This window comes from Bradyrhizobium sp. 482_C4_N1_8, assembly GCF_052075965.1.
Taxonomy (GTDB): domain Bacteria; phylum Pseudomonadota; class Alphaproteobacteria; order Rhizobiales; family Xanthobacteraceae; genus Bradyrhizobium; species Bradyrhizobium barranii.
This window is the reverse complement of record NZ_CP197231.1, coordinates 5,013,570-5,038,710: the sequence shown is the minus strand read 5'-3', so window position 1 is coordinate 5,038,710 and position 25,141 is coordinate 5,013,570. Positions and strand designations below refer to the sequence as shown.

Genomic DNA, 25,141 nt, shown 5'->3' with positions numbered 1-25,141 from the left:
GTGTGTTCTACTTCACATTGCAGCCGGGTCGGCCCAGCGTAGTCTTCCCTATTGTTCGGGCACCTGTGTCGACGCGCGCTGCGTCTCCACGATGTCCCTGATCTGAATTGTGCCCTGCCTCGGCGAGGGCAGAGCCATTCATGCAAGCGTCGCCTGCTATGTGGGAGCGCGTAACATGGACATCATTGAAGCGATCGTTACGAAGAGCCAATGGATTATTGCGATCTTGGCACTCTTTGTCGTTGCCTGGGCTCGCTTCAACTCTCCGCCCACCAATCGGTCCGGTACGACCTTCGCGCTGTTCTTTTGGGGGGTGATATTCTACTATGCCCTGATGATACCGCTCTGGCTGGTCGTCATGATCGGACTCGTCCAGGGCAGCATCGGGTTCGACTTCATCGTCGGCCAGGTGAAGGCGGTAGATCCAAAGGCGCAGGCGCAACTGGCTCAATATGCTCCGATCGTGGCCGTGCTCATCATCGTCGTCGCTTCGCAATTCCGGCAGGTGGCACGGATCGACCGGGCCGCGCGCGCATTTTGTGTCAGATTGGCCGCCATTCCGCGTGAAGCCGACCGACTCGCATTTGAACTCGCGCAAACCACGGGTTTCGTCCCGCGCGACGACCTTCGAAGCAAGGTGACCAAAATCGTTTCGGAGAATATCGGTCCGCAAGCGTTGAGTTTCAGCAGGGACGGTACTCTTCCCGACCGCTTCACAAGAGCCATCGGCCTTTACAACCTGTTCGTCGGACCCCGGCAGAATGCCGCGGCACTCGACTTCACCGGAAATGGCTATGGCCGATCCGCCTACGCCATGATCATGCAATTGGGCGACGCGGTGGCGGCTCGTGCGGATGCCCGTTACGAAGAGATGATGCACGCCGGTCTTGCCTTTTTCACGTCGTCGCTTCCAACCCCGGAATTGAAGGACGCTTTGAACCGCAACATTGCTGAGGTCACCAACCTCACTTGCGGCCTCGTGTCTCGCTATGTCCTGTTTTGCGAACGGACCCATAGCGGCCGATTGCAGCGGCTAGCGAGGATGGGCTTCGCCTACAGTCCGGGGCCGACCTTTGGGCTGGATCAATGGGCGACGACGATCTTCCTCGTGACGGCCTGGAGCATTGGCATGATGGTGTTCATGCCGGGAACACTTCCGATCGACGTCGGCAAGGTGCTGACGATTGCGGTCACGTTCGGCGCTTCGATCGGCTTCGCAGTCCTGGGCGCGATCGTCGTGGCGCAACGCTTCATCGGACGCAAGGAAGGCAACACACCCGGATATCCGCCTATCGCCGAGTTGGTTGTCGCCGGTCTCGTCGTCGTGGGGCTGTCGATTGGGCTCCGGATCGGCATTCCACTAGTGTCCGCCCTGATGCAGGGAGGAGGATATCAGGACGTTCTTAGGCAGTTCATCGAGCGGCTATACGGCGTCATCACGCCTTTCATCTGTACGATTTCCCTCGGGCTCATTTGTTCCTACATGGGATGTTCGCGGATGAGCTGGTACCGCGTGGCGGCCCTCGGGGCTCTCGCGAACGGCGCCGCGCTGACCTGTGCGGGGTGGCTGGTCGCGCATATGATCGGCCAGCAAGTACTGGCTCTGTTCTATGTACATCCGCAGGATGCGATCCAACTGGTGGCGTTAAGCACTGGCTTAACCGGCTTCATCGTCGGCGGCATGGTCCTCGCGGTCTTCAATGAGTCCGAGCGCATACGCAACGTCACTGCTGAGCGGATAGCCACCAGTCCGCACAAGGAGTTTCCATTGCATGATGCGCCGTCGATTGCCGGCGGACTCGAACCTCCGCCAGCGACGTCTAGGTTCGACGTCGCCGATGATCTTGGTTACCGCGATCGCGCGGGAGTGGAGGCCTTCGAGGGGGACTACGTCTGCTTCAGGCCCGCGTTCTCCAACCCCGAGATCATCAGTGCCTACATCATCGGCATTCATTGGGACGAAACCGAGTCCTGTCTCATGTTCGAGGAACGCGAGCGTGTTGATGCCGGGCACACGCAGAGGGGCCGTGTCTACATCCCGGATGGACGCCCGTTCCTGAACTTCGTCACCCTCGAAAAGGGAGCGATACGTCTGATCATGGTGTCACGTCCCGATAAGAGAAACGAGCCCGCACGCGGTCTGATCACGACGCTGTCCAATCCCGGTGGCGCCCAGTTTACACCGGCGAGCGCTCCGATCGTTCTCAGGCGTGTGGTCGATCACACGCTTCAACTCGGCTTCATTCGGCCGGGAGCGCTCAGCTACGAAAGCTATCGCCGCGAACTCGAAATGGTCGTGCCCGATTTCGGCGTCTTTGCGTTGGCTCCCCCCCAGGTGGCTTGCGTGGCGGCGGAGTAAAAGGCCTAGTCGGCGCTGAGCCGCACGCGGGCGCGCAGAAATCTCTGCGGATCGACCGCTTCACCCCCGATGCGGGTCTCATAATGCAGATGCGGTCCGGCTCTTGCCTTCAGCGCCATACCGCCGGCGACGCCAACGCCCAGCACATACATCCAGCCTTCGTGGAAATCGAACAAATGCGAGTTCAGAAGCGAGCTCGCGATGTTCTGTACGACGGCCACGAGCCCGATCCAGGCCGCAAGGCCTTCGTCAAGGAACAGGCGAAGGTGGGCGATCCACATGGCGTAGAGCAGAGCGACGCCGAGTACGCCCCATTGCATTGCGACATTGAGGGTCTGGTTGTGGGGATTGCTGACGATCTCCGCATCGAGGCGGCTTCCACCGGTGGCGGCGCGCTCGAACTGGCGCTTGATCGACCCGGTGCCGTGACCGGTCAGGGGCGCCTCGGCAATGGCGTGAAGCGCCTTGCGCCAATAGGTCAGGCGTTGGGCGGTCGAGGCTCGGCTGATGTCCTCGTGGCCGTGGCGGTATTCCACGGCGATGTCCGCAATGCGGTGGCGCAGATAGGGCGATGTCGTCCAGGCCAGCGCGCTCGCGGCTATCGTGCCTGCGAGCAGGACCAGCGCCGCGCGTCGGCTCAAATGCCTCCAGGCGAGCAGTCCAAGCAGCACCGCGATGCACAGCAGCGCCGTGCGCGCGAAGGCGACGAACGCCATGTTGGTGGCGAACAGCAGGATCAATGCCAGACAGACGGCTGTCGCGACCACGTTTCCGCCGCGCCAAAAAGTCAACGCCGGCAGCGCGAGCGCAAAGGCGCACAGCGTGAATTCCTGGCTCTGGTCGATGTAGTTCTTGACGGGAACGCCCGCCGACGCGGTCGCGGTGAGCTTCCAGGCGGGATCGTGCAGCACGATCCAGGAGTAGACTGCAAGCAGCGCGCAGGATACGAGAAAGCCAAGGAAAACCCAGAAACCGCGTTCGGATCGGCTGAAGTGATAGAGCAGTGCTGGAATGAGCACGAGCTTTGCGACCGGCTTGATCGCATGCACCCGGTCGGCCCACGCGCCGTCCGACCAGAGCGTGCCGAGAAGCGCGAGCAGCAGCAAGACAAAGGGCAGGGCGAACGCAGGCCGTGCGAGCTGGCGTCCATAGTCGCGCCAGTCGATGGTCGGTGTCACCACCAGCAGCCAGAGCCCGACGAAGATCGAAGGCGCTGTGGTCGACCAGGGCAGGGACGCCGCGATCAACACAGCGAGCACATCGGCGGCCCCGATCAGAGCGCGCGATTTGCCCATGGCCTGCCATCGGGCGCGCAAGGCTTGTCGACCGGCCGGGCCGGACCATTCCGCGGTTTCAGCAGTCATGTGCAACGACGCTTATTGCGCGGCGGCCAGGCTTTCCCGGGGCATCTCATGCCCGAGGAAGTCGCGCGCCTGGGTCTCGTAGCCGAAGCGCTCGGCGAGCTCGTGTCGCCGCGCGCGGATGCGGCCGCGGCATTCCTCCTGCCGCGTCAGCACGCGGGTGATTGAAGCTGCGATCGCATCGGTCGAGAACGGATCGAAATAGTCGGCGAGCTCGCCTGCGACCTCACGGAACACCGCGATATCGGAGCATAGCACCGGTGTGTTCGCGGCCAGCGCCTCGATGATCGGTATGCCGAAGCCTTCGGCCAGGCTCGGCATGATCAGCCCGTGCGCCTCCGCGATCATGGCGGCCTTTTCATGCTCGTCGACATAGCCGGCGAAGCGGACATTTGGCGGCAGGTTGCGCATCCGGCTGATCTGGCCCGCATGACCGATCACCACGAGATCGGCCTGAGGGACGTTGCGGAAGGCACGAATGACGGTGGCGACGTTCTTGCGCGGCTCGTTCGACACGATGATGACGAAGTTCGGCCGCCCCGGACGCCCCGACAGGGCTGGGAGGTGGAGGACATCCGGGGCGTCGAACCGGGTGCGGGGATACACGACCCGCGCCGGCAGGTGCGCAAATTGCGGCAACAGTTCCCTGAACCGCATCATGCTATAGTTTGAAACGAAGGCGAGCTCGTCAGCCTGGCGCAGGCTGGTGCCGATCCGCGCCAGGAACTGCCGCGTGGCGATGTCGCTGAGCTTGAGGTCGGTGAGCGGCAGCAAATCGTGGACGACGCAGATCACCTTGGCGTTCGGCTTGCGCCTGATCGCGACCCGCGTCGGGGTGTCCACGACGATGAGATCATAGTCACGCGCGTCGATCCGCGGCGGCGGCAGCAGGAAGAAGGCCGAGGAGTCCTGATAGTTGAAGAATCCGGGCTCGAGCTGGAATTCGCTGAACAGTTCGAGATGGCGCATATCCGGCGGAATGTATTCGAGCGCGGCGGTCCGGTTCTCGATCAGCCGGGCGTGCAGGCCAAGCAGGCCGATCGCGCGCAGGAGGCAGAGGATATTGTCCCGCGACAGCAGCATGGTGGCCTTGTGGCGGAACCAGTCGAACCTGCGACGCGCGCCGCTGAGCATCACCGGCCCGCTCACGTTGACCTCGTCGAGGAAGCGATAAAGAGCGAGCAGCTCGATGTTGCGTGACTGCGCCGGAAACAGCTTCGTGCGTCGCTCGCGCCGACATAGCTTGCGGTAACGCTTTGAGGTTTCCACCAGCAACGTGAGTTCGTGGCCTTCCGACGCGAGCGACCGTACCAATTCCCGGGTGAAGTGGAAGATGCCGCGCTTGTGATTGGGTTGTCCGAGCGACTCGGACACGACCAGGATGTTCTGTTTCATGCGCGTTTCTCTCGGAGCTCAAAGGTGTGCGTGACGGGCGGCTCGACCGCGATGGTCGAGGCGATGCGGCCGTGATCGAGGTTGATGATGCTGGAGCAGGTGCGGCGCAGCAGCGGCAGGTCGTGCGAGGCGATGATCACGATCGCCGCCTGCGAGACCAGGTTTTGCAGCCGTCTCTCGGCCTTCTCGGCAAAATGCTCGTCGACGACGCTGAGCCATTCGTCGAGCAGCAGGATGTCGGCCGGGAAAGCGGTGGCGGTCGCGAACAACACCCGCATCAGCATGCCCGAGGAGAACATCCGCAGGGGCAGGCGCTGCATGCGCGCTTCGAGCTCGGTGAAGGCCCATATCTCGTCGATCACGCTGCGTGTGGGCTTGCGACCGCTGATCCGCAGCAGCAGCGCGATGTTGTCCTCCGCCACGAAGTCCAGATTGACCCCGGCGTTCAGGCCGAGCAGGGGCACGACGTTGCCCCGGACCGTGACGCGGCCACTGCTCGGCGGATAGACACCGGCGATCAGGCGCAGCAGCGTCGACTTGCCGGAGCCGTTGGGCCCGGCAAGCCCGATACGGGCGCCGGCTTCGGCCTCGATCGAGACGTTGTCGACGGCGCGGATGATCCGCATCTTGCCCGGTTCGCGGATGAGGTGGCCGAGCAGCCGCCGCTTCAGCGAGAAGTCGTAGGCGCCGTAGAGCGGATAGTCGAGACAGACATCGTGCAGGCTGATCGAGACCATGCGTCAAATCCAGAATGCGGCTTTGCGCAGGTGGACCAGCGTCAGCACGCTCGCAAAGATCAGCAGCGCCAGCGTGATGAGGACGTAGACGATGCTGGCGGGATCGATATGGCCGCCTGCAAGTGGCTCGCGCCATACCGCGAACAGATGCGTCAGCGGATTGAGCCGCATCACCGTCGAGCGGTGATTGATCATCTCGGCCGACCAGATCACGGGCGAGGCGAGGAAGGCGAGCATCAGCGTGGATTCGATGATCGGCTTGAGGTCGCGATAGCGCGTTGCCGTCGCGCCGAGGACGAGGCTCAGGGCGAAGGTACAGGCTATGAACAGCAGGAGGCCGGGCAGCGCCGCCAGCGCGTGAGAGAGGTCGTGGGGCGAGAGGATCAGCCACAGCACCAGCGGCACGCAGGCGTTATGCAGCGCGAACAGCGCCTGGCGGAAGGTGCATTGCAGCAGGAAGATCACCGGCGGCAGCGCCCGGTCGCGGATCAGGCTCGCGGAATTCTGAAGCGCCGTGGTCGCATCGAGCACGACGCTGTTGAGGAAGGTCCAGGCCGTCATCGACAGCGCCAGCATCGGCAGGCGCGCCAGCATGTCGGCGTTCGACATCTGGCCGATCACCGAGCCCAATACGGCGACCATGATCGCCATCTGAAGCGACATCCAGAACGGGCCGAGCAGCGAACGCACGTAGCGGTGGCGCATGTCCGACCAGGCCAGTGCCGCCGCAATCCGGACGGTGTCCAGCCAGCCGGTCGCCTGCGGCAGCTCGGCGGCGGTTGCGGGTTCCCTGCACGACGCGGTGACGGCGTCGCGGTAGACGGCCTGCATGCCTTCCCTGAAGGCTGGGGCGGAATAGCGGGTGAGGGCGCGCGTCCGGGCTGACAGTCCCATGCGGCGGCGGCGCTCGGGATCGCTGATCAGCGTGTCGATGGCATCGCCGAGCTTTTCGGCATCGCCAGGCGGCACCGTGATCGCCTCCATGCCATGGCGGGCGACGCGCGGCACCGCGGTGTCGAGCGCCGTGTTCACAACAGGGCGGCCGGCGGCCATGGCCTCGAGCTGGACCAGGCCAAAGGTCTCGGCATTGGTCACCGACGGCATGACGAAGACGTCGGACAGGCACATCAGCTTGATGCGCTCGCTGTCGTTCACCGAACCGAGCAGGCGGACGCGGTCACCGAGGCCGAGCTCGCGGATCAGCTGCTCGAGCCGCGGACGCTCGGTGCCTTCGCCGATGATCCAGACCTCGAACTTGCGGTTGACGGCGGCGCGGATCAGGACGTCAAAGCCCTTGTAGGGCACGAGCCGGCCGCAGGCGAGCACGAGCCGGCCGCGATCGTTCACGTGGTGAGGCTCGATCTTCGGCCAGTCGTAACCCGAGGTGTCGATGCCGAACGGCACGACGTGGCATTTGTCGACGAATTCCCGCAGCAACGGCGTGTTCTCGATCAGCGCGTGGTCCGAGACGATGATCGCTTTCGCCCGGCGCAGTGTCCGCCGCATCAACGGTTCGATGAACCAGCGAAGGCCGGCATGGGTGACGATGTCGGCATGCCAGTGCACCACCAGCGGGCGATTGGCGCCGAAGCCGAAGGCGAAAACGAGGTCGGCGAGCGGGAAGGGGGCATGGAGCGCGAGCAAATCGTGCTCGGCAATCTTGCGCCAGAGCCGCCAGGGATAGGTGGGAGCGGTGGGAAGCGACAGGACATTGCCGAAGGAGCGAACGCGCTCGACCGGCACGTCATTGACGACGATCTCGCGCCGCTCGGCCGATTGCGAGCAGACCAGCACGGCGGAGGCGAAGCTGTCCTTCAGGCTGGCGCAGATGTCGCGGATCACCGTCAGCGTGCCGCCGAACAGATCGGGATAATAGATCTTGAAGATGTGCAGCACCGACGGGCGGCGCTGAGTTTCGCTGGTGTGATGCATGATGGTGTCAGCCTGCGAGAAGGGCCGCGACGAACGGTGCGGCCAGCACCGAGATGAAGATCACGCCGCGCAACAGCGCCGGCAGCATCGGCTCGATTGCGCCGCGCCCCCAGTCAGGAGCCGGCACAGCACGCAGTGAGTTGGAATTGCGGACCAAACGGTCAGCCATGGGTGTGAGTCCCTTTACGTCGCGCCCTCAGTGGCGTCTCATTTACGTGGGAAAATTTACCACGTCAATCGGAAGGGAGAAAAAAGTGGGATTGTGTCCCACGTGGGGCGCGGGTACAATTCAGACATGAATGCCAAGTCCGGGTCCAAAGCAGCGGCTCCGCAGCCGACTGCCGCGAAGCTGCACGCGCCGCTGGCGCGGCTGCTGCGCCCGCTCGTGCGGCTCTGCATTCGCAGCGGCATGACCTTTCCTGCATTGGCGCAATTGCTCCGCGAGCTGTTCGTCAACGTCGCCGAGCACGATTTTGCGCTGGAGGGGAAGGAGCAGACCGACAGCCGTGTCAGCCTGCTCACCGGAATCCATCGCAAGGAGGTGGCGCGGCTGCGCGGTGCCGGCGCGCCGGTGCACGAGGCGCCGGCCGCGGTGTCGCTGACGAGCGCTGTGATTGCGCGCTGGCTTGCTGCGCCCGAATTCACCGATGCGAAGGGCGAGCCGCTGGCGTTGCCGCGCACGGCCGAGGGCGATGCGCCGTCGTTCGAGCAGCTGGTCGCCTCGGTGACCAAGGACGTGCGGCCGCGCGCGGTGCTCGACGAATGGGTCGACCGCAAGCTCGTCACCATCAACGATTCCGACGAGATCGAGCTGGTCGAGGCGGCCTTCGTCCCGAGCGGCGAGGACGACAGCAAGTGGCACTATCTCGGCCGCAATCTGCACGACCATATCGCGGCCGCCGCGCAGAACGTCTCAGGCGCGGCGCCGCGCTTCCTCGAACGCGCGGTGCACTACAACAACATTTCGCCCAAGCTGGCGCGGCGCCTCGAGGCACGCTCGCGCGAGCTCGCGATGGACGCGCTGAAGACCGCTAACCGCGAGGCCAACCGCGCGCTCGGCAAGGACAAGGGCGGCGACGCCCGCTGGAATTTCGGCATCTACATCTACAGCGAAGATGCAGATGGCGAGGCAGAGGCCAAGGAAGGCGGCAAGGACAGCGGCAAGGAAAGCGGCAAGGAGGGTGGTTCTTCATGAGCCGGCCGCCGCTGATCTCCCGCCGTCTGCTGCTGACAGGATTTTGGCTCGCCGGTACGGCGATGGCCCACGCGCAGGTTAAGCGCGGCACCGATCAGGGCATCGGCGGCACCGGAATCAGGCGCGGTGACGACCACGGCATCGGCGGCACCGGCATCGTCGGCGTGATCCAGCGGTTTGGCAGCATCTACGTCAACGGCGAGCGGGTCACTTATGCGAGCGACGTGCCGGTCCGGATCGACGGCGAGGCCGCGAGCCCCAAGGCTCTACGCATCGGCCAGCTTGCGCGCGTGGTCGCGACCCGTCAGGCCGACGGCACGCTCGTGACGCGCAACATCACGATCGCGAGCGAGGTCGCAGGTCCGATCGAAACCGTGAGGGGCAACGAGCTGACGGTGCTCGGCCAGAAGATCGTCACAAGCGAGAAGGAGAGCAAGCTTCGTGCCGGCACGCAGGTGGCCGTCTACGGCCTGCGCCGGACCGACGGCGTGATCGTCGCAAGCTTGATCGAGCCGCGGCGCGAGGCGACCGAGCGTGTCACCGGTCTCGTCGAGCGCGGGCCTGACGGCTTGCATATTGGCGGGCTGAGGCTGAGCGGGGTCGATCCGCTGCTGGTTGGCCAGCGCGCCCAGATCGAGGGCCGTTCGAGCCAGGGCACGATGCAGGCCGCGCGCACGCGCATCGACGACTTCTCGGATCTCGTCGGCGCAAGCCGCCTCTCGATCGAGGCCTATGTGCAGCGTGTGGGATCGAACCTCCAGCTCGGCTCAGGCTTCGTGGCTCGTGACGGTTCGCGCTTCGGCCCGGCCGCCGGCGAGGCCCGCATGGTGGTCAACGGCGTGTTCGATCGCTCGCGCGGCTTCCAGGTGGAGTCGGCTCAGGCCATCGGTCAGGGGCCTGGAGCCCCTCCATCCGGTGGCGGCAATCCCAATCGGTCGCCCGGCGGCTCGATCCTGCATCCGAACCGCAGCGCCACCACCCCGAGCGGTGGCCAGCCCGGCGCGCCAGGTGGTGGACCTGCCCCGGGATCTGGCGCAGGACCTGGCCCAAGTGCGAATCCCGGCTCCGCACCGGCGGGCCCGAGCGGCCCGTCAGGCCCCGGCGGATTTGGTTCGCCCGGCGGTGGGCCCATGGGACCCGGCGGTGGAATGGGCGGTGGCGGCTTCGGAGGTCCCGGAGGCGGGATGGGCGGCGGCCGGCGGTAGGACGCGGCCACGCTGGAAGCGCGTGGCGTGGGCTTGTTAGCCCGCGCTGAGCCGCACGCCGGCGCGCAAGAACTTCTGCGGATCGACCGCTTCGCCGTCGATGCGGGTTTCGTAATGCAGATGCGGGCCGGTGGAACGGCCGGTCGAGCCGACGAGGCCGATGACCTGGCCGAGCTTCACGATCTCGCCGACCTTCACGTTGATCTCGGAGAGATGGCCGTAGCGGGTCGACAGCCCGTTGCCGTGATCGACTTCGACCATGCGGCCGTAACCACCGGACCAGCCGGCCGAGACCACCTTGCCGTTGGCGGTGACGCGGGCGGGATCGCCGGTCGCGGCGCGGAAGTCGAGCCCGGTATGCATCGCGGGCCGGCCGAGGAAGGGATCGCTGCGCACGCCGAAACCGGAGGTGAATTCGACCTCGCCGATGACGGGCTTGCGGTAGGGCACCAGCGCCAGCGTGCGATTGAGCCGATCCATCTCGGCGCGGGTGACATTGATGCGGTTGAGCTGCTTCTCGAACGGCCCGGCATTGGCCGTCAGCTTGACGGGCACGAAAGGACCGCCCATCGCGGAGCGCGGCACGGCGGCTTCGAGGCTGGCGAGATTGAGGCCGAGGTCGCTGACGACGCCGCGCATCCGGCGCATGCGTGAATCCATGCCTTCCTCGACGGCGCTGAGCGTCGCCATCTGGCGACGCTCGACCTGGTCAAGCGAGGTCGTGAGCCGGACCAGGACGTTGTCGAAACCCTGGTTCTTGGCGAATTGGCTGGTCGGCGGTGCCGCGACGGTCGGCGCACGCGACTCAAGCCGCGCTTCGCGATCGGGCGGTGCCACGAAGATCACGGTGTCGCTGATCGGCGACGGCTTCGGCGTGCCCTGCGTCGCGCCCTGGCTCGAATCACCGCGCTGCGGGGCCGTGCGGGGGATTGATCCGGTCACGTCGGGCATGGCCCCGAGCGCCGTGGCGCGGGACTCCAGCGCCGTCTGGCGCTTCATGATCTGGTCGAGCTTCTGGTCGAACTGTTCCTGGTCGAGCAGCTGCCGGCTGGTGGTGCGGTCGACCTTGGCACGGAGCTCGGCGATGCGATCCTCGTAGGCGTACTGCATCTCGGCCTGACGTGCGATCAGCCGGGTCAGGACGTCGTCGCGGAAGGCGAAATAGGTCGCGGTCGCGGCCGACCAGAGTCCGAGCAGCACGACGGTGCCGACCACGATCCAGAACACCACCGGTCCGAGGCGGACCTGCTTGCCGTGGTGCACGATGGTGTAGGCGTCGTCGGTCGAGGGAAGGGGGATCGCGGCTGCAGCCACGGCGGCGGCAGGACGGCGATGGAGGGGCCGTCCGTGGTCGTGCGCGTGATGTTGGGGGTACTGCGAATATTGGGCAGAACTTTTCGACATCGGCACTCCCGCGCCGGTCGGATGAGTCCGTACGGCCTAATTGCCGCAGCAATCTGGGCCGGTCATGGTTAATTTTCCGGAAACGGAACCGCTCGAATTTAACGGATTGGTTAAAGGCCTCTTGCCGCTTCCAGCACCTCGTCGGCGTGGCCGTCGACGCGGACATTGCGCCAGACCCTGGCTACCTTGCTGTCGGCACCAAGCAGTATCGTGGTGCGAAGAACTCCGAGGAAGCTCTTGCCATACATGGATTTTTCGCCCCACGCGCCGTACGCCTCCAGCATCTCGTGTTTCTCATCCGAGATGAGGGGCATGCCGAGGCTGTGCTTGTCGCGGAACTTCTCCTGGGCCCTTAACGGATCGGCGGAGATGCCGAGCAGGGCCGTGCCGGCAGCGCTGAAAGCGTCCGCCAGCCGCGTGAAATCGATCGCCTCCCGGGTGCAGCCGGGCGTGTCGGCGCGGGGGTAGAAGAACAGGACGAGCTTCCGACCGGCATAGTCGGCGAGCGAGACCACATCGCCGCCGTCGCGGGGCAGCCGGAAGGCGGGCGCCTTCTGGCCTTCGGTCAGGGCCGGCTTCGCCTTCGCGGGCGCGGAGGCCGATTTGGAGGAATTTAACTGTTTCGATGCGGCCTTATGTGATCCTGCTTTTGCTACGGTCCTGGTTGATTTGCTCGCCTGCGTCCGCTGTGTTTTTGCGGACTTTGTTTGAGTCGTTGCCCGCTTGGTCGGGGTCTTCTTTTTAGCCGTTGCGATGCCGGAGGGCGTTTTGGACGATTTCTTTCGGGATTTCTTGGACATACGCCTTCCTTTCGTCGCTTTCGGCGGGTCAACCAAAGCGGTATTGCAGCTCTCGTCCGGTGTGCCGGAATCGCCCTCGTCTGGGCAAGTCTGGCGACGCCGGGGTATGGTTACAAGGAATTCCACGCACCACCCCACTGCTCGTTGAACGCGCGCCCGGGGCGAAATGACGAACAGCAGGAACATTCGAGGTATGGCGGCAATGCCGGCGCGGGGAGCTTCGCTTCCCGCGGACGGCTGCGGTCCCGGCGGTGCTCAATCCTACGATGGGCGCCTGTATCGAGAGGCAATGGCAAGGAATACGTCGCCCCAGGATTACAATCGGGATTTCGATCGGCGCGGCGGTCAACAGCAGCCGCAGGAATGGGACGACGCCGACTGGGATCCGGATCAGGAAGCAGCGGCGGGCTATCGGGCGCGCCGGCTGTTGTCGCGTTCCAATTCAGGCTTCCATCGTTTCGGTGACGGGTTTGCGTCAATGCGCCGCTGGCTGGCGGCTGATCGCTGGCTGAAGCGGCTGGCCATCGTGGTCGGAGCCCTTGCCGTCATTTTCATCGGCTGTTTCGGCGCGCTGTGGTGGCGGCTTGGTGCAGGTCCCATCAATCTCGATATCGCGACACCCTGGCTCGCTGCTGCCATCGAGGACAATATCGGCCACGGCAACACTGTGGAGGTCGGCGGCACCCAGATCGAGCGGGCCGGGCGGATCCGCATCGCCGTGCGCATCCGCGACATCGTCGTCCGCGACCACGACCACGCCATCGTCGCCACCGCGCCGAAGGCCGAGGTGAAGCTGTCGGGGGCAGGTCTCCTGATGGGGCACCTGCGCGCCGAGAGCCTCAATCTCGTGGACGCGGAGCTCGCGATCCGCATCGCGCCCGACGGCACCGTCACCGTGTCCGCCGGCGACACCGCCAAGCCGCTGGCAACCGGCGTCGCATCCAAGAAGGAAGCGGGCCTGCCGCCGACATTCCCGCGCAACGGTGTCCCGCCGCCGCCATTCGCCACCGGACCTGCAAGCCCGGACGCATCGCAGGCCGCTCCCCAGGCCGCTGCCCCGAGCGGCATTCTTCAGGGCCTCGACTGGCTCGACAGTCTGAGTATGACCGGCCTCGACGGCCAGAACCTCAACGAGATCGGTCTGAAGAACGGCAATCTGATCGTCGACGATCAGCAGCGCGGCAGCAAATGGAGCTTTGAGAACATCACGCTCAGCCTGCGCCGGCCGAGCCATGGCGGCGTCGCGCTCAGCCTAGGCGAGGAGGGCGCGCGCCCGTGGTCGCTGCGCGCCACGATCGGCCCTGCCGAGAATGGTGTGCGTTCGGTCGACATCCGCGCCGATAAGCTTTCCACCGCCAACATCCTGCTGGCGCTCCGGGTGAAGGACTTCACCTACACCGCCGACCTGCCGCTGACCGGCGAGCTCAAGGGCGAGCTCGGCCGCGACGGCGTGCCGACCTTCTTCCGCGGCAAGATCGCGGTCGGCGCGGGCAATATCATCGACACCGACACGCCAGATTATCCGATGGCGATCGACTCGGCCGAGATCAACGTCGAGTGGGATTCGAACCGGCGGGTATTGGTCGCTCCGTTCAAGATTCTCTCGGGCGCGAACCGCCTGACGCTTCTGGCCCATCTCGAGCCGCCCAACGGCACCATCAACGACTGGCAGCTTGGCTTCAGCGGCGGCTCGATCCTGCTGGGCGGCATCGACAACGAGCCCCCGCTGGTCTTCAACCGCATCGCGATCGGCTTCCGCTTCGATACCGACCACAAGCGCATGCTGCTGACGCAAGCCGATATCAGCAATGGCGAGATCGGCGTCGCCGGCACCGGTGCCATCGACTATTCGGGCGAGCCGCGGTTGACGCTGGGCTTTGCGGGAACGCCGATGTCGGCCTCCGCGCTCAAGCGGATGTGGCCGACGCTCGTCGTTCCCGAGTTGCGCGAATGGGTGATCGAGCGGATCGAGCGCGGCACGCTCCAGCGCATCGAGATCGGCGTCAATTCGCCGACGAAGAACCTCCCGCGCAAGGGCCCGCCCATTCCCGACGATGGCCTGTCGGTCAACATCGTCGCGAGTGGCGTCGCGGTCCGCCCCGTGGATGGCATGCCGGTGGTGCACGATGCCGATTTGAAGGCGCGTGTGACCGGGCGCACCGCGACCGTGAATATCGGGCAGGGCATTGCCGATACGCCGGCGGGCCGCAAGGTCACGATCTCCGACTTCGTCTTCGAGGTGCCGGATATGGCGCCCAAGCCGTCGCCATCGCGGACCAGGTTCCGCGCCGACGGCCCCGTGGCGGCAGCCGCCGAAATCCTTTCCAATGATCGGCTCAGCGATCTGTCGGCGACGTTCGTCGATCCCAACACCAGCAAGGGAACGTTCTCGGCGAACATCCAGCTCGGCTTGCCGGTCAAGGGCGCGCTGACCAAGGGCGACACCAGCTACGCCGTCAGCGCCGACCTCAGCGGCTTTGCCGCCGACAAGCTGGTGATGAATCAGAAGCTGGAGGCCAACAACCTCAAGATATCAGCCAACAACCAGGGCTATCAGGTCAAGGGCGACGTCAAGATCAACGGGCAGACGGCTTCGCTGGACTACCGCAAGCCGACCGAGGGCGACGCTGACGTCAAATTGCAGGCCACGCTCGACGATGCGAGCCGCGCGCGTCTCGGATTCGACCTCAGCCCTGCCGTGAGCGGATCGCTGCCGATCAAGCTGTCGGGCAAGATCGCCGGAGGTCCCGACCAGACAACGAAGCTCGGTGTCGAGGCGGACCTGACCTCGGTCAAGCTCGACAATATCCTGCCCGGCTGGGTCAAGCTGCCGGGCAAATCGGCCAAGGCCAGCTTCAAGGTGGTGCCGACGGCGCAATCAACGCGCCTGGAGGACATCGTCGTCGAAGGCGGCGGCGCCTCGATCAAGGGCTCGCTTGAAGTCGATCCGAACGGCGACCTCATGAACGCGAACTTCCCGACCTACGCCCCGTCCGACGGCGACAAGGCCTCGTTGAAGGTGGAGCGTGGCCAGGACGGGGTGGTGCGGGGCACGATGCGCGGGGATGTGTTCGACGGCCGCGGTTTCCTGAAGTCGGCGATCTCGGGCAATTCCAAGGACGACGCCAAGAACAAGATGAAGAACGTCGATTTCGACATCGACGTGAAGCTCGGTGCCGTCGCGGGCTTCAACGGCGAGGCGATGCGCAGCGTCGACGGCAAGATGTCGCGGCGCAACGGCACCGTCAAAGCCTTCACGCTGAACGGCAAGATCGGCCGCGACACGCCGGTGGCAGCCGATTTGCGCGGCGGCCGCGCCCAGGGCAATCGCGAGGTGATCTACCTCCAGACCAACGATGCCGGCGCGTTGCTGCGCTTCACCGACACCTACACCAAGGCGAGCGGCGGCCAGATGGTGGTGGCGATGGAGCCGCCGACGTCGGAGCCGAACACCACGCGCGAGGGCCTCATCAACGTCCGCGACTTCACGGTGAAGGGCGAGGCGCAGCTCGAACGCGTTGCCGCCGGCGCGCCCAACGGCACCGGGAACGGCGTCTCCTTCAGCGCGCTGCGCGCCGAGTTCACGCGCCAGAACGGCGCGCTGACGATCCGCGATGGCGTCGTCAAGGGCCCGATGATCGGCGCCACCATCGAGGGCTCGATCGACTATCCCGGCAACCAGGTCTGCATGAGCGGCACCTTCGTGCCGATGTACGGCTTGAACAACATGTTCGGACAGATTCCGGTGCTCGGGTTGTTCCTGGGCGGTGGCGACAAGGAAGGCCTGATCGGCGTGACCTACGAGGTCGTCGGTACGCCGGCCGCGCCGGTGATGCGCGTCAATCCGGTTTCGGCCATGGTGCCGGGTGTGTTCCGCAAGATCTTCGAATTCAACACCGGCAAGCAGAACACGCCGTTCGAGGAATTCCCGTCGCAGTCGAACGACGGCTCGACCGGATCGGCGCGCCAGCTCTCGAGCGGCTGCACCCTCGCGCGGCGATAACCCACTAAAATTCGCAGGTGCTCGTCCCGGCTGCGCGGCCGAAGCCGCTTCGGCGCGGCGAAGGCCTGGGTATCCACGTCCTTCCTGCCGCGCGGCAAAACGTGAATGGCCGGGACAAGTGTTTAGCCCGGCCATGACGCATGTGGAGGGATTGGCGTCGGGAAGCTTACGCCGCGCGCACGCCCGCCAGGAAGGTGCCGACTTCGCCTGAGAGCTGCTCGGCCTGCTTGGAGAGATTGCTGGCCGCAGCGAGCACCATGCCGGCGGCGTTGCCGGTCTCGTTCGCTGCGGTGCTGACACCGCCGATATTCGTGGTGACTTCCTTGGTCGCTTCAGCGGTCTGCGAGACGCTGCGGGCGATCTCGGCGGTGGCGGCGCCTTGCTCCTCGATGGCCGCGCCGATCGAGGTGGCGATCCGGCTGACTTCCTCGATGGTGGCGGTGATGCCGCCGATGGCATCCACCGCCTCCTTGGTCGCACCCTGGATCTGGGTAATCTTGTCGCCGATCTCGCGGGTGGCTTCCGCGGTCTGGCTGGCGAGCGACTTCACCTCGGAGGCGACGACGGCAAAGCCGCGGCCGGCTTCACCGGCGCGTGCGGCCTCGATGGTGGCATTCAGCGCGAGCAGATTGGTCTGCGCCGCGATGCTGGAGATCAGCTCGGCGACGTGCTCGATCTGCTGGGCGCCGTCTGAGAGCGCACGGACGATGGTGTCGGTGCGGCGTGCGCTGTCGACGGCGCGCCCCGTCACCTCGGCGGACTGCGCGACCTGACGGCTGATCTCGGTGATGGAGGAGGAGAGCTCCTCGGCCGCGGCGGCAACGGTCTGAACGCGCTGGCTGGCCTCGGTGGCGGCCGAGCCGACCACCGCGGCGCGGCGGTTGGTGCCCTCGGCCGTGGACGACATCGACCTGGCGGTGGTCTCGAGCTCGCCGGAGCCGGAGGCCATCAGGCCGACGAGCTGGCCGACGGAGGCATCGAAGTGGTCGGCGAGCGAGATCAGGGCGTCGCGTTTCTCCTTGCTCATTGCGGGTCTTGGCGGCAACCTGCTCGGCCTCCAGCGTGCGCGCCGTCAAAGCGGTCTGCCTGAGCACTTCGAGCGTCTCGGCCATGCGGCCGATCTCGTCGCCGCGATCGGTCTCCTCGACCGGCCTGTCGATAGCGCCTTCGGAAATCTCCTGCATGCGGGTCTTCTGGCGGTTGAGCGCGCCGAGCACGTCGCGGGCGATCAACCAGGACAGCGTCGCCATCAGCAGCATCAGGCCAACGCCGATTGCGGCGAGCTCCAGCGTCAGCGCGCGCACGTCGGCGTCGATGTCGTCGACATAGAGACCGTAGGCAATTGCGACGTTCCAGGGGGCGAACTGGCGGGCGAACACCAGTTTGCGAACCGGAACCGTCTCGCCCGGACGCGGGAACAGATAGGACAGGATACTGCCTTCCGGTGTCTGCTTGCCTGCGGCCACCGTGGCATCGCCGATCACGATGCCATTGGCATCCTTGATGCCGTTGTTCTTGCCCTCGAGCTGAGGCGCGCCGCCATTCATCATCACTGTTGAATCGGCGGTATAGACGACGGGATAGCCTTGGCCGCCGTTGAACTTCATTCGCCGGCCGCGCAGCTTGAACTGGTCTTGCGCATCGGCGAGCGTCATCTTGCCGGCGGTGACGTCGTCCTGGAGCGATTGCGCGAAGCCGTGCAGCAGATCGACCGCCGTCTGCATCTGGCGCCCGCGATCTTCGAGCATGCGGGTCTTGCTGAGATAGGCTGACGCGACGATGAGGGCGGTCACGGTGAGCGCCGCAAGACAGACCATGCTGGCAAGCTTGGTGCGGATTTTCAGGTGACTGAGCAGCGTCATGACGGCCTCGGGAACGGTTGTAAGATGCTTGTTCTCGCGCAGCCGTATCAGGAAGTTCTTATGATTCCTGAACGCACCGCATGGTGCATTCAGGCGTGGCGCAATTCGCGCAGCCGTGGACACGCATATGCAGACGAGACGCCGAGGTCTGCGGCGACGTGTCCAAAAAAACGGATCGTGATCGTGTTCGTGCGATCGCGTGTCGGTTCGATCGATGCATCGATTCGCCGATGCTTCGTCGCGTTCAGAACCAGCGTAGCGTTGCGCGGCTTAAGCCGCGCGCACGCCCGCGAGGAACGTCCCGACTTCGCCTGAGAGCTGCTCGGCCTGCTTGGAGAGGTTGGAGGCGGCCGCGAGCACCATGCCGGCGGCGTTGCCGGTCTCGTTCGCTGCGGTGCTGACGCCGCCGATATTGGTGGTGACTTCCTTGGTCGCTTCAGCGGTCTGCGAGACGCTGCGGGCGATCTCGGCGGTGGCGGCGCCTTGCTCCTCGATGGCCGCGCCGATCGAGGTGGCGATCCGGCTGACTTCCTCGATGGTGGCGGTGATGCCGCCGATGGCGTCCACGGCCTCCTTGGTCGCGCCCTGGATCTGGGCGATCTTGTCGCCGATCTCGCGGGTGGCTTCCGCGGTCTGGCTCGCCAGCGACTTCACCTCGGAGGCGACGACGGCAAAGCCGCGGCCGGCTTCACCGGCGCGCGCGGCCTCGATGGTGGCATTCAGCGCGAGCAGATTGGTCTGCGCCGCGATGCTGGAGATCAGCTCGGCGACGTGCTCGATCTGCTGGGCGCCGTCAGAGAGGGCACGGACGATGGTGTCGGTGCGGCGTGCGCTGTCCACGGCGCGGCCGGTCACTTCGGCGGATTGCGCGACCTGGCGGCTGATCTCGGTGATGGAGGAGGAGAGCTCTTCGGCGGCAGCCGCGACCGTCTGGACGCGCTGGCTGGCTTCGGTGGCGGCCGAGCCGACCACGGCGGCGCGGTGGTTGGTGCCCTCGGCCGTGGACGACATCGACTTGGCGGTGGTCTCGAGCTCGCCGGAGCCCGAGGCCATCAGGCCGACGAGCTGGCCGACCGAGGCATCGAAGCGGTCGGCGAGCGCGATCAGCGCGTCACGCTTCTCCTGCTCGCTGCGTGTCTTGGCGGCGATCTGTTCGGACTCCAGCGTGCGCGCCGTCAAAGCGGTCTGCCTGAGCACTTCGAGGGTTTCGGCCATGCGGCCGATCTCGTCACCGCGGCTGGTCTCCTCGACCGGCTTGTCGATGGCACCGTCGGCGATCTCCTGCATGCGGGTCTTCTGGCGATCAAGCGCGCCGAGCACGTCGCGGGCGATCAGCCACGACAACGTCGCCATCAGCAGCATCAGGCCGAAGCCGACCGCGGCAAGCTCGAGCGTCAGCGCGCGCACATCGGCGTCGATGTCGTCGACATAGAGGCCATAGCTGATCGTCGCGTTCCAGGGAGCGAACTTGCGCGCGAACACGGTCTTGCGCACCGCTTCGGTCTGGCCGGGGCGGGGATAAAGATAGGAGGCTACGCCGCCGCCATTCTGTTCGCCGGCCTTGAGGATCGCGTCGGCAATCAGGACGCCGTTGGCGTCGATCGCGCCGGTGATCTTGCCTTCGAGCTGCTGGTTGGCGCCGTTGACGAGGAGGGACGTGTCGGCGTTGTAGACGACCGGATAGCCCTGGTTGCCGTTGAAGGTCATGCGCCGTCCGCGCATGTGGAACTGGGCCTTGGCCTCGGCCTGCGTCAGCTTGCCGGCGGTGACGTCGTCCTGGACCGACTGGGCGAGATTGTAGAGCATGTCGACCGCGGTCTTCATCTGCTGGACCCGGTCCTCCATCATGCGGCTCTTGCTGAGGAAGGCCGATACCGCGATGATGGCCGTGACTGTGAGAGCCGCAAGACAGACCATGCTGGTAAGCTTGGTGCGGATCTTCAGATGGCTCAGCAGCTTCATCGCAGCCTCTACGAAATGGTTGTTATTGCTCGCATCGGTAGCATGAAGTTCTTACCAATCATGAACATAGGCATGCGGCCGCCGGCCGCGCGCGTGACCGTTCGCAGCCTGATGCGCAACCGTGCAGGCAAAGCGACATGCGTCGGCGCACGTCAGCGCGTATGCTGGAAAAGATCGATGCTGGACTTTGGTGGTCATCGAGCCTGGCGGGAGCGGCAATGAACCGATTCGTTCACCGCCTCATCATGTCCGCGCTGCTCGTCGCGGCCCTCGTCCTGATCTGGAACGTGCTGGGCTCGCGGTAGATGACACCGGCAAAGCTGCCGGTGCCATCCATGACTTGCGCGTCAATTGCGCGCGTCAGCGTCGCGCAAATGCGCCGCCGGTTGAGGCGCGTTCGTTGCCCAGCGCCGCATCGACGCTGATCGGGCCACCGCCGGCCGCCGAGAGATAGAGGCAGGCGAAGCAGAACAGGATGGCAAGCGTGCCGTTGTTGAGCAGCGGCAGGAGCACCGGCGTCTCGCCCTTGAGCATATGTCCCATGAAGTAGGCGAAGGCCATTTCACCGGAGAGGATGAAAGCGGCGAGGCGGGTGAACAGGCCGAGGATCAACAGCGCGCCAAGCACCAGTTCAAGCGTCCCGGCCGCGCCATAAAGCGACATCAGTTCGACTTTCGCGAACATCGGCAAAGGCGGAAACTTGAAAAGCTTGGCTACGCCGAATTGAAACAGCAGCAGGCCGGTGATGAAGCGGAACAGGCTCAGGAGAACCGGTTCAAAGCGAGTGAGATAGGAAAAGTTCATTGGTTTGTGCCCTCCATCCAATGGGCGACTTGGACCGTATTCAGTTCGGCCTCGCAAGCCACCCGGGGTCAATTCCGTGCTGACATTTTTGTCATGTGGACAAAATATCGCAGTTCGTCCCTTAACTCCGGTTGCGCTCGACTGTTTCGCACGCGGAGCCGCGTGTGTCGCCCGTAATTTCCCGGTGACGCGGAGGGGTGCAGGTTACGTCGGGGAGACCTACTCCCGCAAGGCAGGGACAATCAGAAATGGAATCATTCCGAGGATCACGCTCGCAAGTGCGAAGACGAGCAGGAGATTGTAGCCGTGCGTGAAGTCGTGGATGAGGCCGCCGCTCCATGAGCCGAACGCCGAACCCAATCCGCTGCCGATCGAGATGGTGCCGAAGATCGTGCCGACGCGCTTGCCGCGAAAAATCTTCATGGCGGTCGCTGTGATCAGCGGGCCGCGCGAGCCCATCATGCTGCCGAAACAGACGACGAAGCCGGTGAGCAGGATGATGTTCGGATAATACTGCAAGAGCCAGAGCAGGACGATGCCGATGATCGAGATCGCGTAGCTGAGCAGTACCGAGGGCCGGCGCCCGATCAGCCCGTCGAGCGCGGATACGCCGAGCATGCCGAACACCAGCACCACGCCCGAAAAACCCCAGGCGGTCGCGGCCTGGAGCGGCGGAAAGCCGGCGTCGATGAGATAGGCCACGATCTGCGCGGCGATCGAATACATGCCGACCGCGGTGAAGAAGAAGGTCGAGAACAGCGCCCAGAAGGCGTGGTGGCGCATCGCGCTCGCAAGCGTCCAGCCGTTGTCGATGAAATCAGGATCGGTCTTCTTGCTGACACGCGGCGAGCCGAGCGCGAACATGCGCCAGGGCAGAAGCAGCAGCGGCACGAGCAAACCGAGCGCGGCGAAGCCGTATACCTGATAGGCTTCACGCCAGCCGAGATGATCGATCAAAAGCTGCGAGGTCGGGAGCAGCGCCAGCACGCCGCCGCCCATCGCCGAATAGACCACCGCCATCGCGGTCGGCAGCCGTGGCCCAAACCAGCGGCCGAGCAGGATCGAGTTCGGCACAATGCCGATGAAGGCGACGCCAATGCCGACGCAGAGGCCGATCGAGAGCTGAAATTGCCAGAGCGCCTGCGCGTGCGCAGCGATCAGGAAGGCCGAGCCGAGCAGGAAAAGTCCGAGTGCGTAGACGATGCGCGGTCCGGAATGGTCGAACAGGCGCCCGACCAGTGGCGCGGTCAGCCCGCTGATCAGCCAGGTCAGTGAGTAGATCGAGACGACCTGCGCACGGTCCCAGCCAAAGTTTTCGGAGATCGGCTTGAGGAAGACAGTGAAGCTCTCGCTGAGGCCGCGGCCGAGGACGGCGAGCGTGAAGCACAGTCCGAGCACGATGAGTGCGGTGCGCACCGCATCTCGCTGCGTGCGTACGGCTTGTTCCCTCGAAGTTTCCCTGGGCGTGTTTTGATCCATTGCCGGTCAGGGAGCGCGCTTCGGCGTGCCCTGACAAGCATCAAAAGCTCATACGCCTATGCAGGCCGGATCAGGACGTGCTTCTTCTTGCCGAAGGACAGCTTGATCACGCCCTCGGGTGTCAGATTGGCCGCAGACAGCGCCATCTTCTCGTCGCTGACGGACTCGTCGTTGACGCGCAGGCCGCCGCCCTTGATCTGGCGCCGTGCCTCGCCATTGGAGGCAACCAGGCCTGCCTTGACGAAGGCGTTGAGCACGCCGAGGCCGGCGTCCAGCTCGCCGCGCGGAATTTCCACCGTCGGCAGGCTTTCGGCCAGTGCGCCTTCCTCGAAGGTGCGGCGCGCGGTTTCAGCCGCTTGGTTTGCCGCGTCGCGGCCGTGCAAGAGCGCGGTCGCCTCGGTCGCAAGCACCTTCTTGGCCTCGTTGATCTCGGAGCCGCCGAGCGCCTCGAGCTTCCTGATCTCGCTCATCGGCAGCGTCGTGAACAGTTTCAGGAATTTGCCGACGTCGGCGTCCTCGGTGTTGCGCCAGTATTGCCAGAAGTCATAGGGCGAGAACTGGTCGGCGTTCAGCCACACCGCGCCTTGCGCGGTCTTGCCCATCTTGGCGCCGGACGCCGTGGTCAGCAGCGGCGTCGTCAGCGCGAACAGCTGGTGGGTGCCCATGCGGCGGCCGAGATCGACGCCCATGATGATGTTGCCCCACTGGTCCGAGCCGCCCATCTGCAATTTGCAACCGGTGCGCTTGGCGAGCTCGACGAAGTCGTAGGCCTGGCAGACCATGTAGTTGAACTCGATGAAGCTCATCTCCTGCTCGCGCTCGAGGCGCAGCCGCACAGAGTCCATGGTCAACATGCGGTTGACCGAGAAATGCCGGCCGACGTCGCGCAGCATCTCGATCCAGTTGAGTTTTGTGAGCCACTCCGCATTGTCGAGCATGATGGCGTCGCTCTTGCCGTCGCCGTAGCGCAGCACCTTTGCGAACACGCCGCGGATCGATTCCTTGTTGGCCTCGATCTCGGCGACCGTGCGCATCGCGCGGGTCTCGTCCTTGCCAGAGGGATCGCCGACCATGGTGGTGCCGCCGCCCATCAGCGTGATCGGCTTGTTGCCGGACTGCTGGAGCCAGTGCAGCATCATCATGGTCAGGTAGTTGCCGATGTGCAGCGAGCGGGCGGTGCAATCGTAGCCGACATAGGTGGTCGCTTCGCCCTTGGCGGCAAGCGCGTCCAGCCCCTCGAAATCGGAGCACTGATGGATGAAACCACGTTCCTGCAGGGTGTTGAGGAAATCCGATTTAAATGCAGTCATCTGTCGGCGAGCCTGACAATTCTTGGTTTACTGTTTCGGGTGCAATTTAAGGGTCTCCCGTGGGAACTTGATTGCCACCCGCCACTTTGCCTGTGGCATTATAAGATGTGTCCCTCTGGCACAAGATCGGCATGCCGGAGGGGGTCTCTTGAGGACGCTGATCCATGATGTTGACGGCACTCGGTTTGATGAGCGGCACCTCGCTGGACGGGGTGGACGTCGCGCTGATCGAAACCGACGGAAAGCAAGTGAAGGCGTTCGGGCCGTCCGGCTACCGGGCCTACAGCCCGGCGGAGCGCAATCTGCTGCGCCAGGCGCTGAGCGAGGCCGTGCACCTGCCGCGACGCGACGCCCGCCCGGGCGTTCTGGCCGAGGCCGAGCGCGCGGTGACGCTGGCCCATGCCGAGGCTGTGGCCGCCTTCATCGCCCAGAACCGGATGAAGCCGGAGGACATCGACATCGTCGGCTTCCACGGCCAGACGGTGCTGCATCGCCCCGAGAAGCGGCTGACGGTCCAGATCGGCGATGCGCCGGCGCTGGCCAGGGCGATTCATATCCCCGTGATGCACGACTTCCGCGCCGCCGACGTCGAGGCCGGCGGGCAGGGCGCGCCGTTCGTGCCGGTCTACCACCGGGCGCTCGTCCATTCGCTGGAGCGCGAAGGGCCGATCGTCGTCGTCAATATCGGCGGCGTCTCCAACATCACCTATATCGACGGCAACGACACGCTGATCGCCTGCGACACCGGACCGGGCAACGCGCTGCTCGACGATTTCATGTACCGCACCATGAACCAGGCCTTCGATGCGGAAGGAAAGTTCGCGGCGCTCGGCAAGGCGGACGAAGCCTGGATCGCGCGGGGACTGGAACTGCCGTTCTTCGCAGCTCCGCCGCCGAAATCGCTCGACCGCAACGACTTTGCCGCGCTGAAGCTCGGCGACGTCCCGCCGGCCGATGGCGCCGCGACCCTGACCGCCTTCACCGCGGCGGCGATCGCCCGGATCATCTCGCTCCTGCCGCGCCGTCCGCGGAGCTGGATCGTTTGTGGCGGGGGCGCCCGCAACCTCACCATGCTGCGGATGCTGCGGGAGCGGGTGGGCTCGGCCACCGTCGAAGCCGCCGAGACGCTCGGCTGGGCCTCCGACGCCATCGAGGCGCAGGCCTTCGGCTTCCTGGCCGCCCGCGGCCTCAAGGGCCTGCCGCTGTCCTACCCGGCCACGACGGGGGTGCCGATGCCGATGACGGGCGGCGTGATGGCGCGGCCCTGAGGTCCGGGAAGATCCAAGGACGGTTGATGCAAATGCATCGATCTTGACGAGTGAATGCAATTGCA

The 25,141-nt window shown here is 65.1% G+C and carries 17 protein-coding genes and 1 pseudogene; 6 read left to right on the top strand and 12 right to left on the bottom strand.

The genetic code is table 11. From position 1 onward, the window contains the following. Window positions 1-175 precede the first annotated feature (175 nt). The gene (locus tag AB7Z56_RS24375) at window positions 176-2,359 is read left to right on the top strand and encodes a hypothetical protein (RefSeq protein WP_354123643.1); all 2,184 of its coding nucleotides are present in this window, start codon (window positions 176-178) and stop codon (window positions 2,357-2,359) included. A gap of 5 nt (window positions 2,360-2,364) precedes the next feature. On the opposite strand, the gene AB7Z56_RS24370 is transcribed toward AB7Z56_RS24375, so the two are convergent. The 5 genes from AB7Z56_RS24370 to AB7Z56_RS24350 are packed head-to-tail and all read right to left on the bottom strand — an operon-like array spanning window position 2,365 to window position 7,953. Further along, window positions 2,365-3,723: an O-antigen ligase family protein gene (locus tag AB7Z56_RS24370; RefSeq protein ID WP_354123644.1), complete on the bottom strand. Its 1,359-nt coding sequence runs from the start codon at window positions 3,721-3,723 to the stop codon at window positions 2,365-2,367. A gap of 12 nt (window positions 3,724-3,735) precedes the next feature. Next, entirely contained in the window at window positions 3,736-5,115 is a 1,380-nt protein-coding gene (locus AB7Z56_RS24365) for a glycosyltransferase family 4 protein (RefSeq protein WP_354123645.1), read from the bottom strand. Continuing rightward, on the bottom strand, window positions 5,112-5,852 hold the full coding sequence (locus tag AB7Z56_RS24360; protein ID WP_354123646.1) for an ABC transporter ATP-binding protein: 741 nt from the start codon (window positions 5,850-5,852) through the stop codon (window positions 5,112-5,114). Before AB7Z56_RS24360 ends, AB7Z56_RS24365 begins: the two co-directional genes overlap by 4 nt. A gap of 3 nt (window positions 5,853-5,855) precedes the next feature. Continuing rightward, window positions 5,856-7,784: a glycosyltransferase gene (locus AB7Z56_RS24355; RefSeq protein ID WP_354123647.1), complete on the bottom strand. Its 1,929-nt coding sequence runs from the start codon at window positions 7,782-7,784 to the stop codon at window positions 5,856-5,858. Window positions 7,785-7,791: 7 nt separating this feature from the next. After that, window positions 7,792-7,953, bottom strand: a complete 162-nt coding sequence (locus AB7Z56_RS24350) for a hypothetical protein (RefSeq protein WP_193375689.1) — start codon at window positions 7,951-7,953, stop codon at window positions 7,792-7,794. A 126-nt stretch (window positions 7,954-8,079) separates the two neighbouring features. Between AB7Z56_RS24350 and AB7Z56_RS24345 the strand changes: the two genes are divergently transcribed. Together AB7Z56_RS24345 and AB7Z56_RS24340 are read left to right on the top strand one after the other, a co-directional pair. Further along, window positions 8,080-8,979, top strand: coding sequence for a DUF6502 family protein (locus AB7Z56_RS24345; RefSeq protein ID WP_354123648.1), 900 nt, complete (start codon window positions 8,080-8,082; stop codon window positions 8,977-8,979). After that, window positions 8,976-10,184: a DUF5666 domain-containing protein gene (locus AB7Z56_RS24340; protein ID WP_354123649.1), complete on the top strand. Its 1,209-nt coding sequence runs from the start codon at window positions 8,976-8,978 to the stop codon at window positions 10,182-10,184. The genes AB7Z56_RS24345 and AB7Z56_RS24340 overlap by 4 nt, the downstream gene beginning before the upstream one ends. A 36-nt stretch (window positions 10,185-10,220) precedes the next feature. Here the strand turns inward: AB7Z56_RS24340 and AB7Z56_RS24335 are convergent, their stop codons facing one another. Beyond that, window positions 10,221-11,588 carry a M23 family metallopeptidase gene (locus tag AB7Z56_RS24335; protein ID WP_201266171.1) on the bottom strand — a complete coding sequence of 456 codons (1,368 nt, stop codon included), beginning with the start codon at window positions 11,586-11,588 and terminating at the stop codon, window positions 10,221-10,223. 110 nt (window positions 11,589-11,698) lie between these two features. Continuing rightward, a complete protein-coding gene (locus tag AB7Z56_RS24330) occupies window positions 11,699-12,388 on the bottom strand; it encodes a peroxiredoxin (protein ID WP_166096410.1) in 690 nt (229 codons plus the stop codon). A gap of 202 nt (window positions 12,389-12,590) precedes the next feature. Here AB7Z56_RS24330 and AB7Z56_RS24325 point away from each other — a divergent pair, with 202 nt between their 5' ends. Next, entirely contained in the window at window positions 12,591-16,391 is a 3,801-nt protein-coding gene (locus AB7Z56_RS24325) for a DUF3971 domain-containing protein (RefSeq protein ID WP_166105781.1), read from the top strand. Window positions 16,392-16,557: 166 nt separating this feature from the next. On the opposite strand, the pseudogene AB7Z56_RS24320 reads toward AB7Z56_RS24325, so the two are convergent. Together AB7Z56_RS24320 and AB7Z56_RS24315 are read right to left on the bottom strand one after the other, a co-directional pair. Next, window positions 16,558-18,253, bottom strand: a pseudogene (locus AB7Z56_RS24320) (methyl-accepting chemotaxis protein). Window positions 18,254-18,523: 270 nt separating this feature from the next. Beyond that, entirely contained in the window at window positions 18,524-20,215 is a 1,692-nt protein-coding gene (locus tag AB7Z56_RS24315; protein ID WP_354123650.1) for a methyl-accepting chemotaxis protein, read from the bottom strand. Here AB7Z56_RS24315 and AB7Z56_RS24310 point away from each other — a divergent pair. After that, on the top strand, window positions 20,198-20,437 hold the full coding sequence (locus tag AB7Z56_RS24310; RefSeq protein ID WP_208086614.1) for a hypothetical protein: 240 nt from the start codon (window positions 20,198-20,200) through the stop codon (window positions 20,435-20,437). The genes AB7Z56_RS24315 and AB7Z56_RS24310 overlap by 18 nt on opposite strands. 138 nt (window positions 20,438-20,575) lie before the next feature. Here AB7Z56_RS24310 and AB7Z56_RS24305 read toward each other — a convergent pair whose 3' ends face one another. The 3 genes from AB7Z56_RS24305 to tyrS form a co-directional block, all read right to left on the bottom strand. Then, the gene (locus AB7Z56_RS24305; RefSeq protein ID WP_071914328.1) at window positions 20,576-21,019 is read right to left on the bottom strand and encodes a DoxX family protein; all 444 of its coding nucleotides are present in this window, start codon (window positions 21,017-21,019) and stop codon (window positions 20,576-20,578) included. A 219-nt stretch (window positions 21,020-21,238) separates the two neighbouring features. After that, window positions 21,239-22,498: an MFS transporter gene (locus AB7Z56_RS24300; protein WP_208086615.1), complete on the bottom strand. Its 1,260-nt coding sequence runs from the start codon at window positions 22,496-22,498 to the stop codon at window positions 21,239-21,241. Window positions 22,499-22,554: 56 nt separating this feature from the next. Next, window positions 22,555-23,808 carry a tyrosine--tRNA ligase gene (tyrS, locus tag AB7Z56_RS24295; protein WP_135213502.1) on the bottom strand — a complete coding sequence of 418 codons (1,254 nt, stop codon included), beginning with the start codon at window positions 23,806-23,808 and terminating at the stop codon, window positions 22,555-22,557. A gap of 164 nt (window positions 23,809-23,972) precedes the next feature. On the opposite strand from tyrS, the gene AB7Z56_RS24290 reads away from it, so the two are divergent. Beyond that, on the top strand, window positions 23,973-25,076 hold the full coding sequence (locus AB7Z56_RS24290; RefSeq protein ID WP_063983525.1) for an anhydro-N-acetylmuramic acid kinase: 1,104 nt from the start codon (window positions 23,973-23,975) through the stop codon (window positions 25,074-25,076). Window positions 25,077-25,141 lie beyond the last annotated feature (65 nt).

Bases quoted from the DNA above. Each gene is read 5' to 3' on its own strand.
- AB7Z56_RS24375 (WP_354123643.1), top strand. From the start codon at position 176: ATGGACATCATTGAAGCGATCGTTACGAAGAGCCAATGGATTATTGCG.
- AB7Z56_RS24370 (WP_354123644.1), bottom strand. From the start codon at position 3,723: ATGACTGCTGAAACCGCGGAATGGTCCGGCCCGGCCGGTCGACAAGCC.
- AB7Z56_RS24365 (WP_354123645.1), bottom strand. From the start codon at position 5,115: ATGAAACAGAACATCCTGGTCGTGTCCGAGTCGCTCGGACAACCCAAT.
- AB7Z56_RS24360 (WP_354123646.1), bottom strand. From the start codon at position 5,852: ATGGTCTCGATCAGCCTGCACGATGTCTGTCTCGACTATCCGCTCTAC.
- AB7Z56_RS24355 (WP_354123647.1), bottom strand. From the start codon at position 7,784: ATGCATCACACCAGCGAAACTCAGCGCCGCCCGTCGGTGCTGCACATC.
- AB7Z56_RS24350 (WP_193375689.1), bottom strand. From the start codon at position 7,953: ATGGCTGACCGTTTGGTCCGCAATTCCAACTCACTGCGTGCTGTGCCG.
- AB7Z56_RS24345 (WP_354123648.1), top strand. From the start codon at position 8,080: ATGAATGCCAAGTCCGGGTCCAAAGCAGCGGCTCCGCAGCCGACTGCC.
- AB7Z56_RS24340 (WP_354123649.1), top strand. From the start codon at position 8,976: ATGAGCCGGCCGCCGCTGATCTCCCGCCGTCTGCTGCTGACAGGATTT.
- AB7Z56_RS24335 (WP_201266171.1), bottom strand. From the start codon at position 11,588: ATGTCGAAAAGTTCTGCCCAATATTCGCAGTACCCCCAACATCACGCG.
- AB7Z56_RS24330 (WP_166096410.1), bottom strand. From the start codon at position 12,388: ATGTCCAAGAAATCCCGAAAGAAATCGTCCAAAACGCCCTCCGGCATC.
- AB7Z56_RS24325 (WP_166105781.1), top strand. From the start codon at position 12,591: ATGCCGGCGCGGGGAGCTTCGCTTCCCGCGGACGGCTGCGGTCCCGGC.
- AB7Z56_RS24310 (WP_208086614.1), top strand. From the start codon at position 20,198: ATGGCTCAGCAGCTTCATCGCAGCCTCTACGAAATGGTTGTTATTGCT.
- AB7Z56_RS24315 (WP_354123650.1), bottom strand. From the start codon at position 20,215: ATGAAGCTGCTGAGCCATCTGAAGATCCGCACCAAGCTTACCAGCATG.
- AB7Z56_RS24305 (WP_071914328.1), bottom strand. From the start codon at position 21,019: ATGAACTTTTCCTATCTCACTCGCTTTGAACCGGTTCTCCTGAGCCTG.
- AB7Z56_RS24300 (WP_208086615.1), bottom strand. From the start codon at position 22,498: ATGGATCAAAACACGCCCAGGGAAACTTCGAGGGAACAAGCCGTACGC.
- tyrS (WP_135213502.1), bottom strand. From the start codon at position 23,808: ATGACTGCATTTAAATCGGATTTCCTCAACACCCTGCAGGAACGTGGT.
- AB7Z56_RS24290 (WP_063983525.1), top strand. From the start codon at position 23,973: ATGATGTTGACGGCACTCGGTTTGATGAGCGGCACCTCGCTGGACGGG.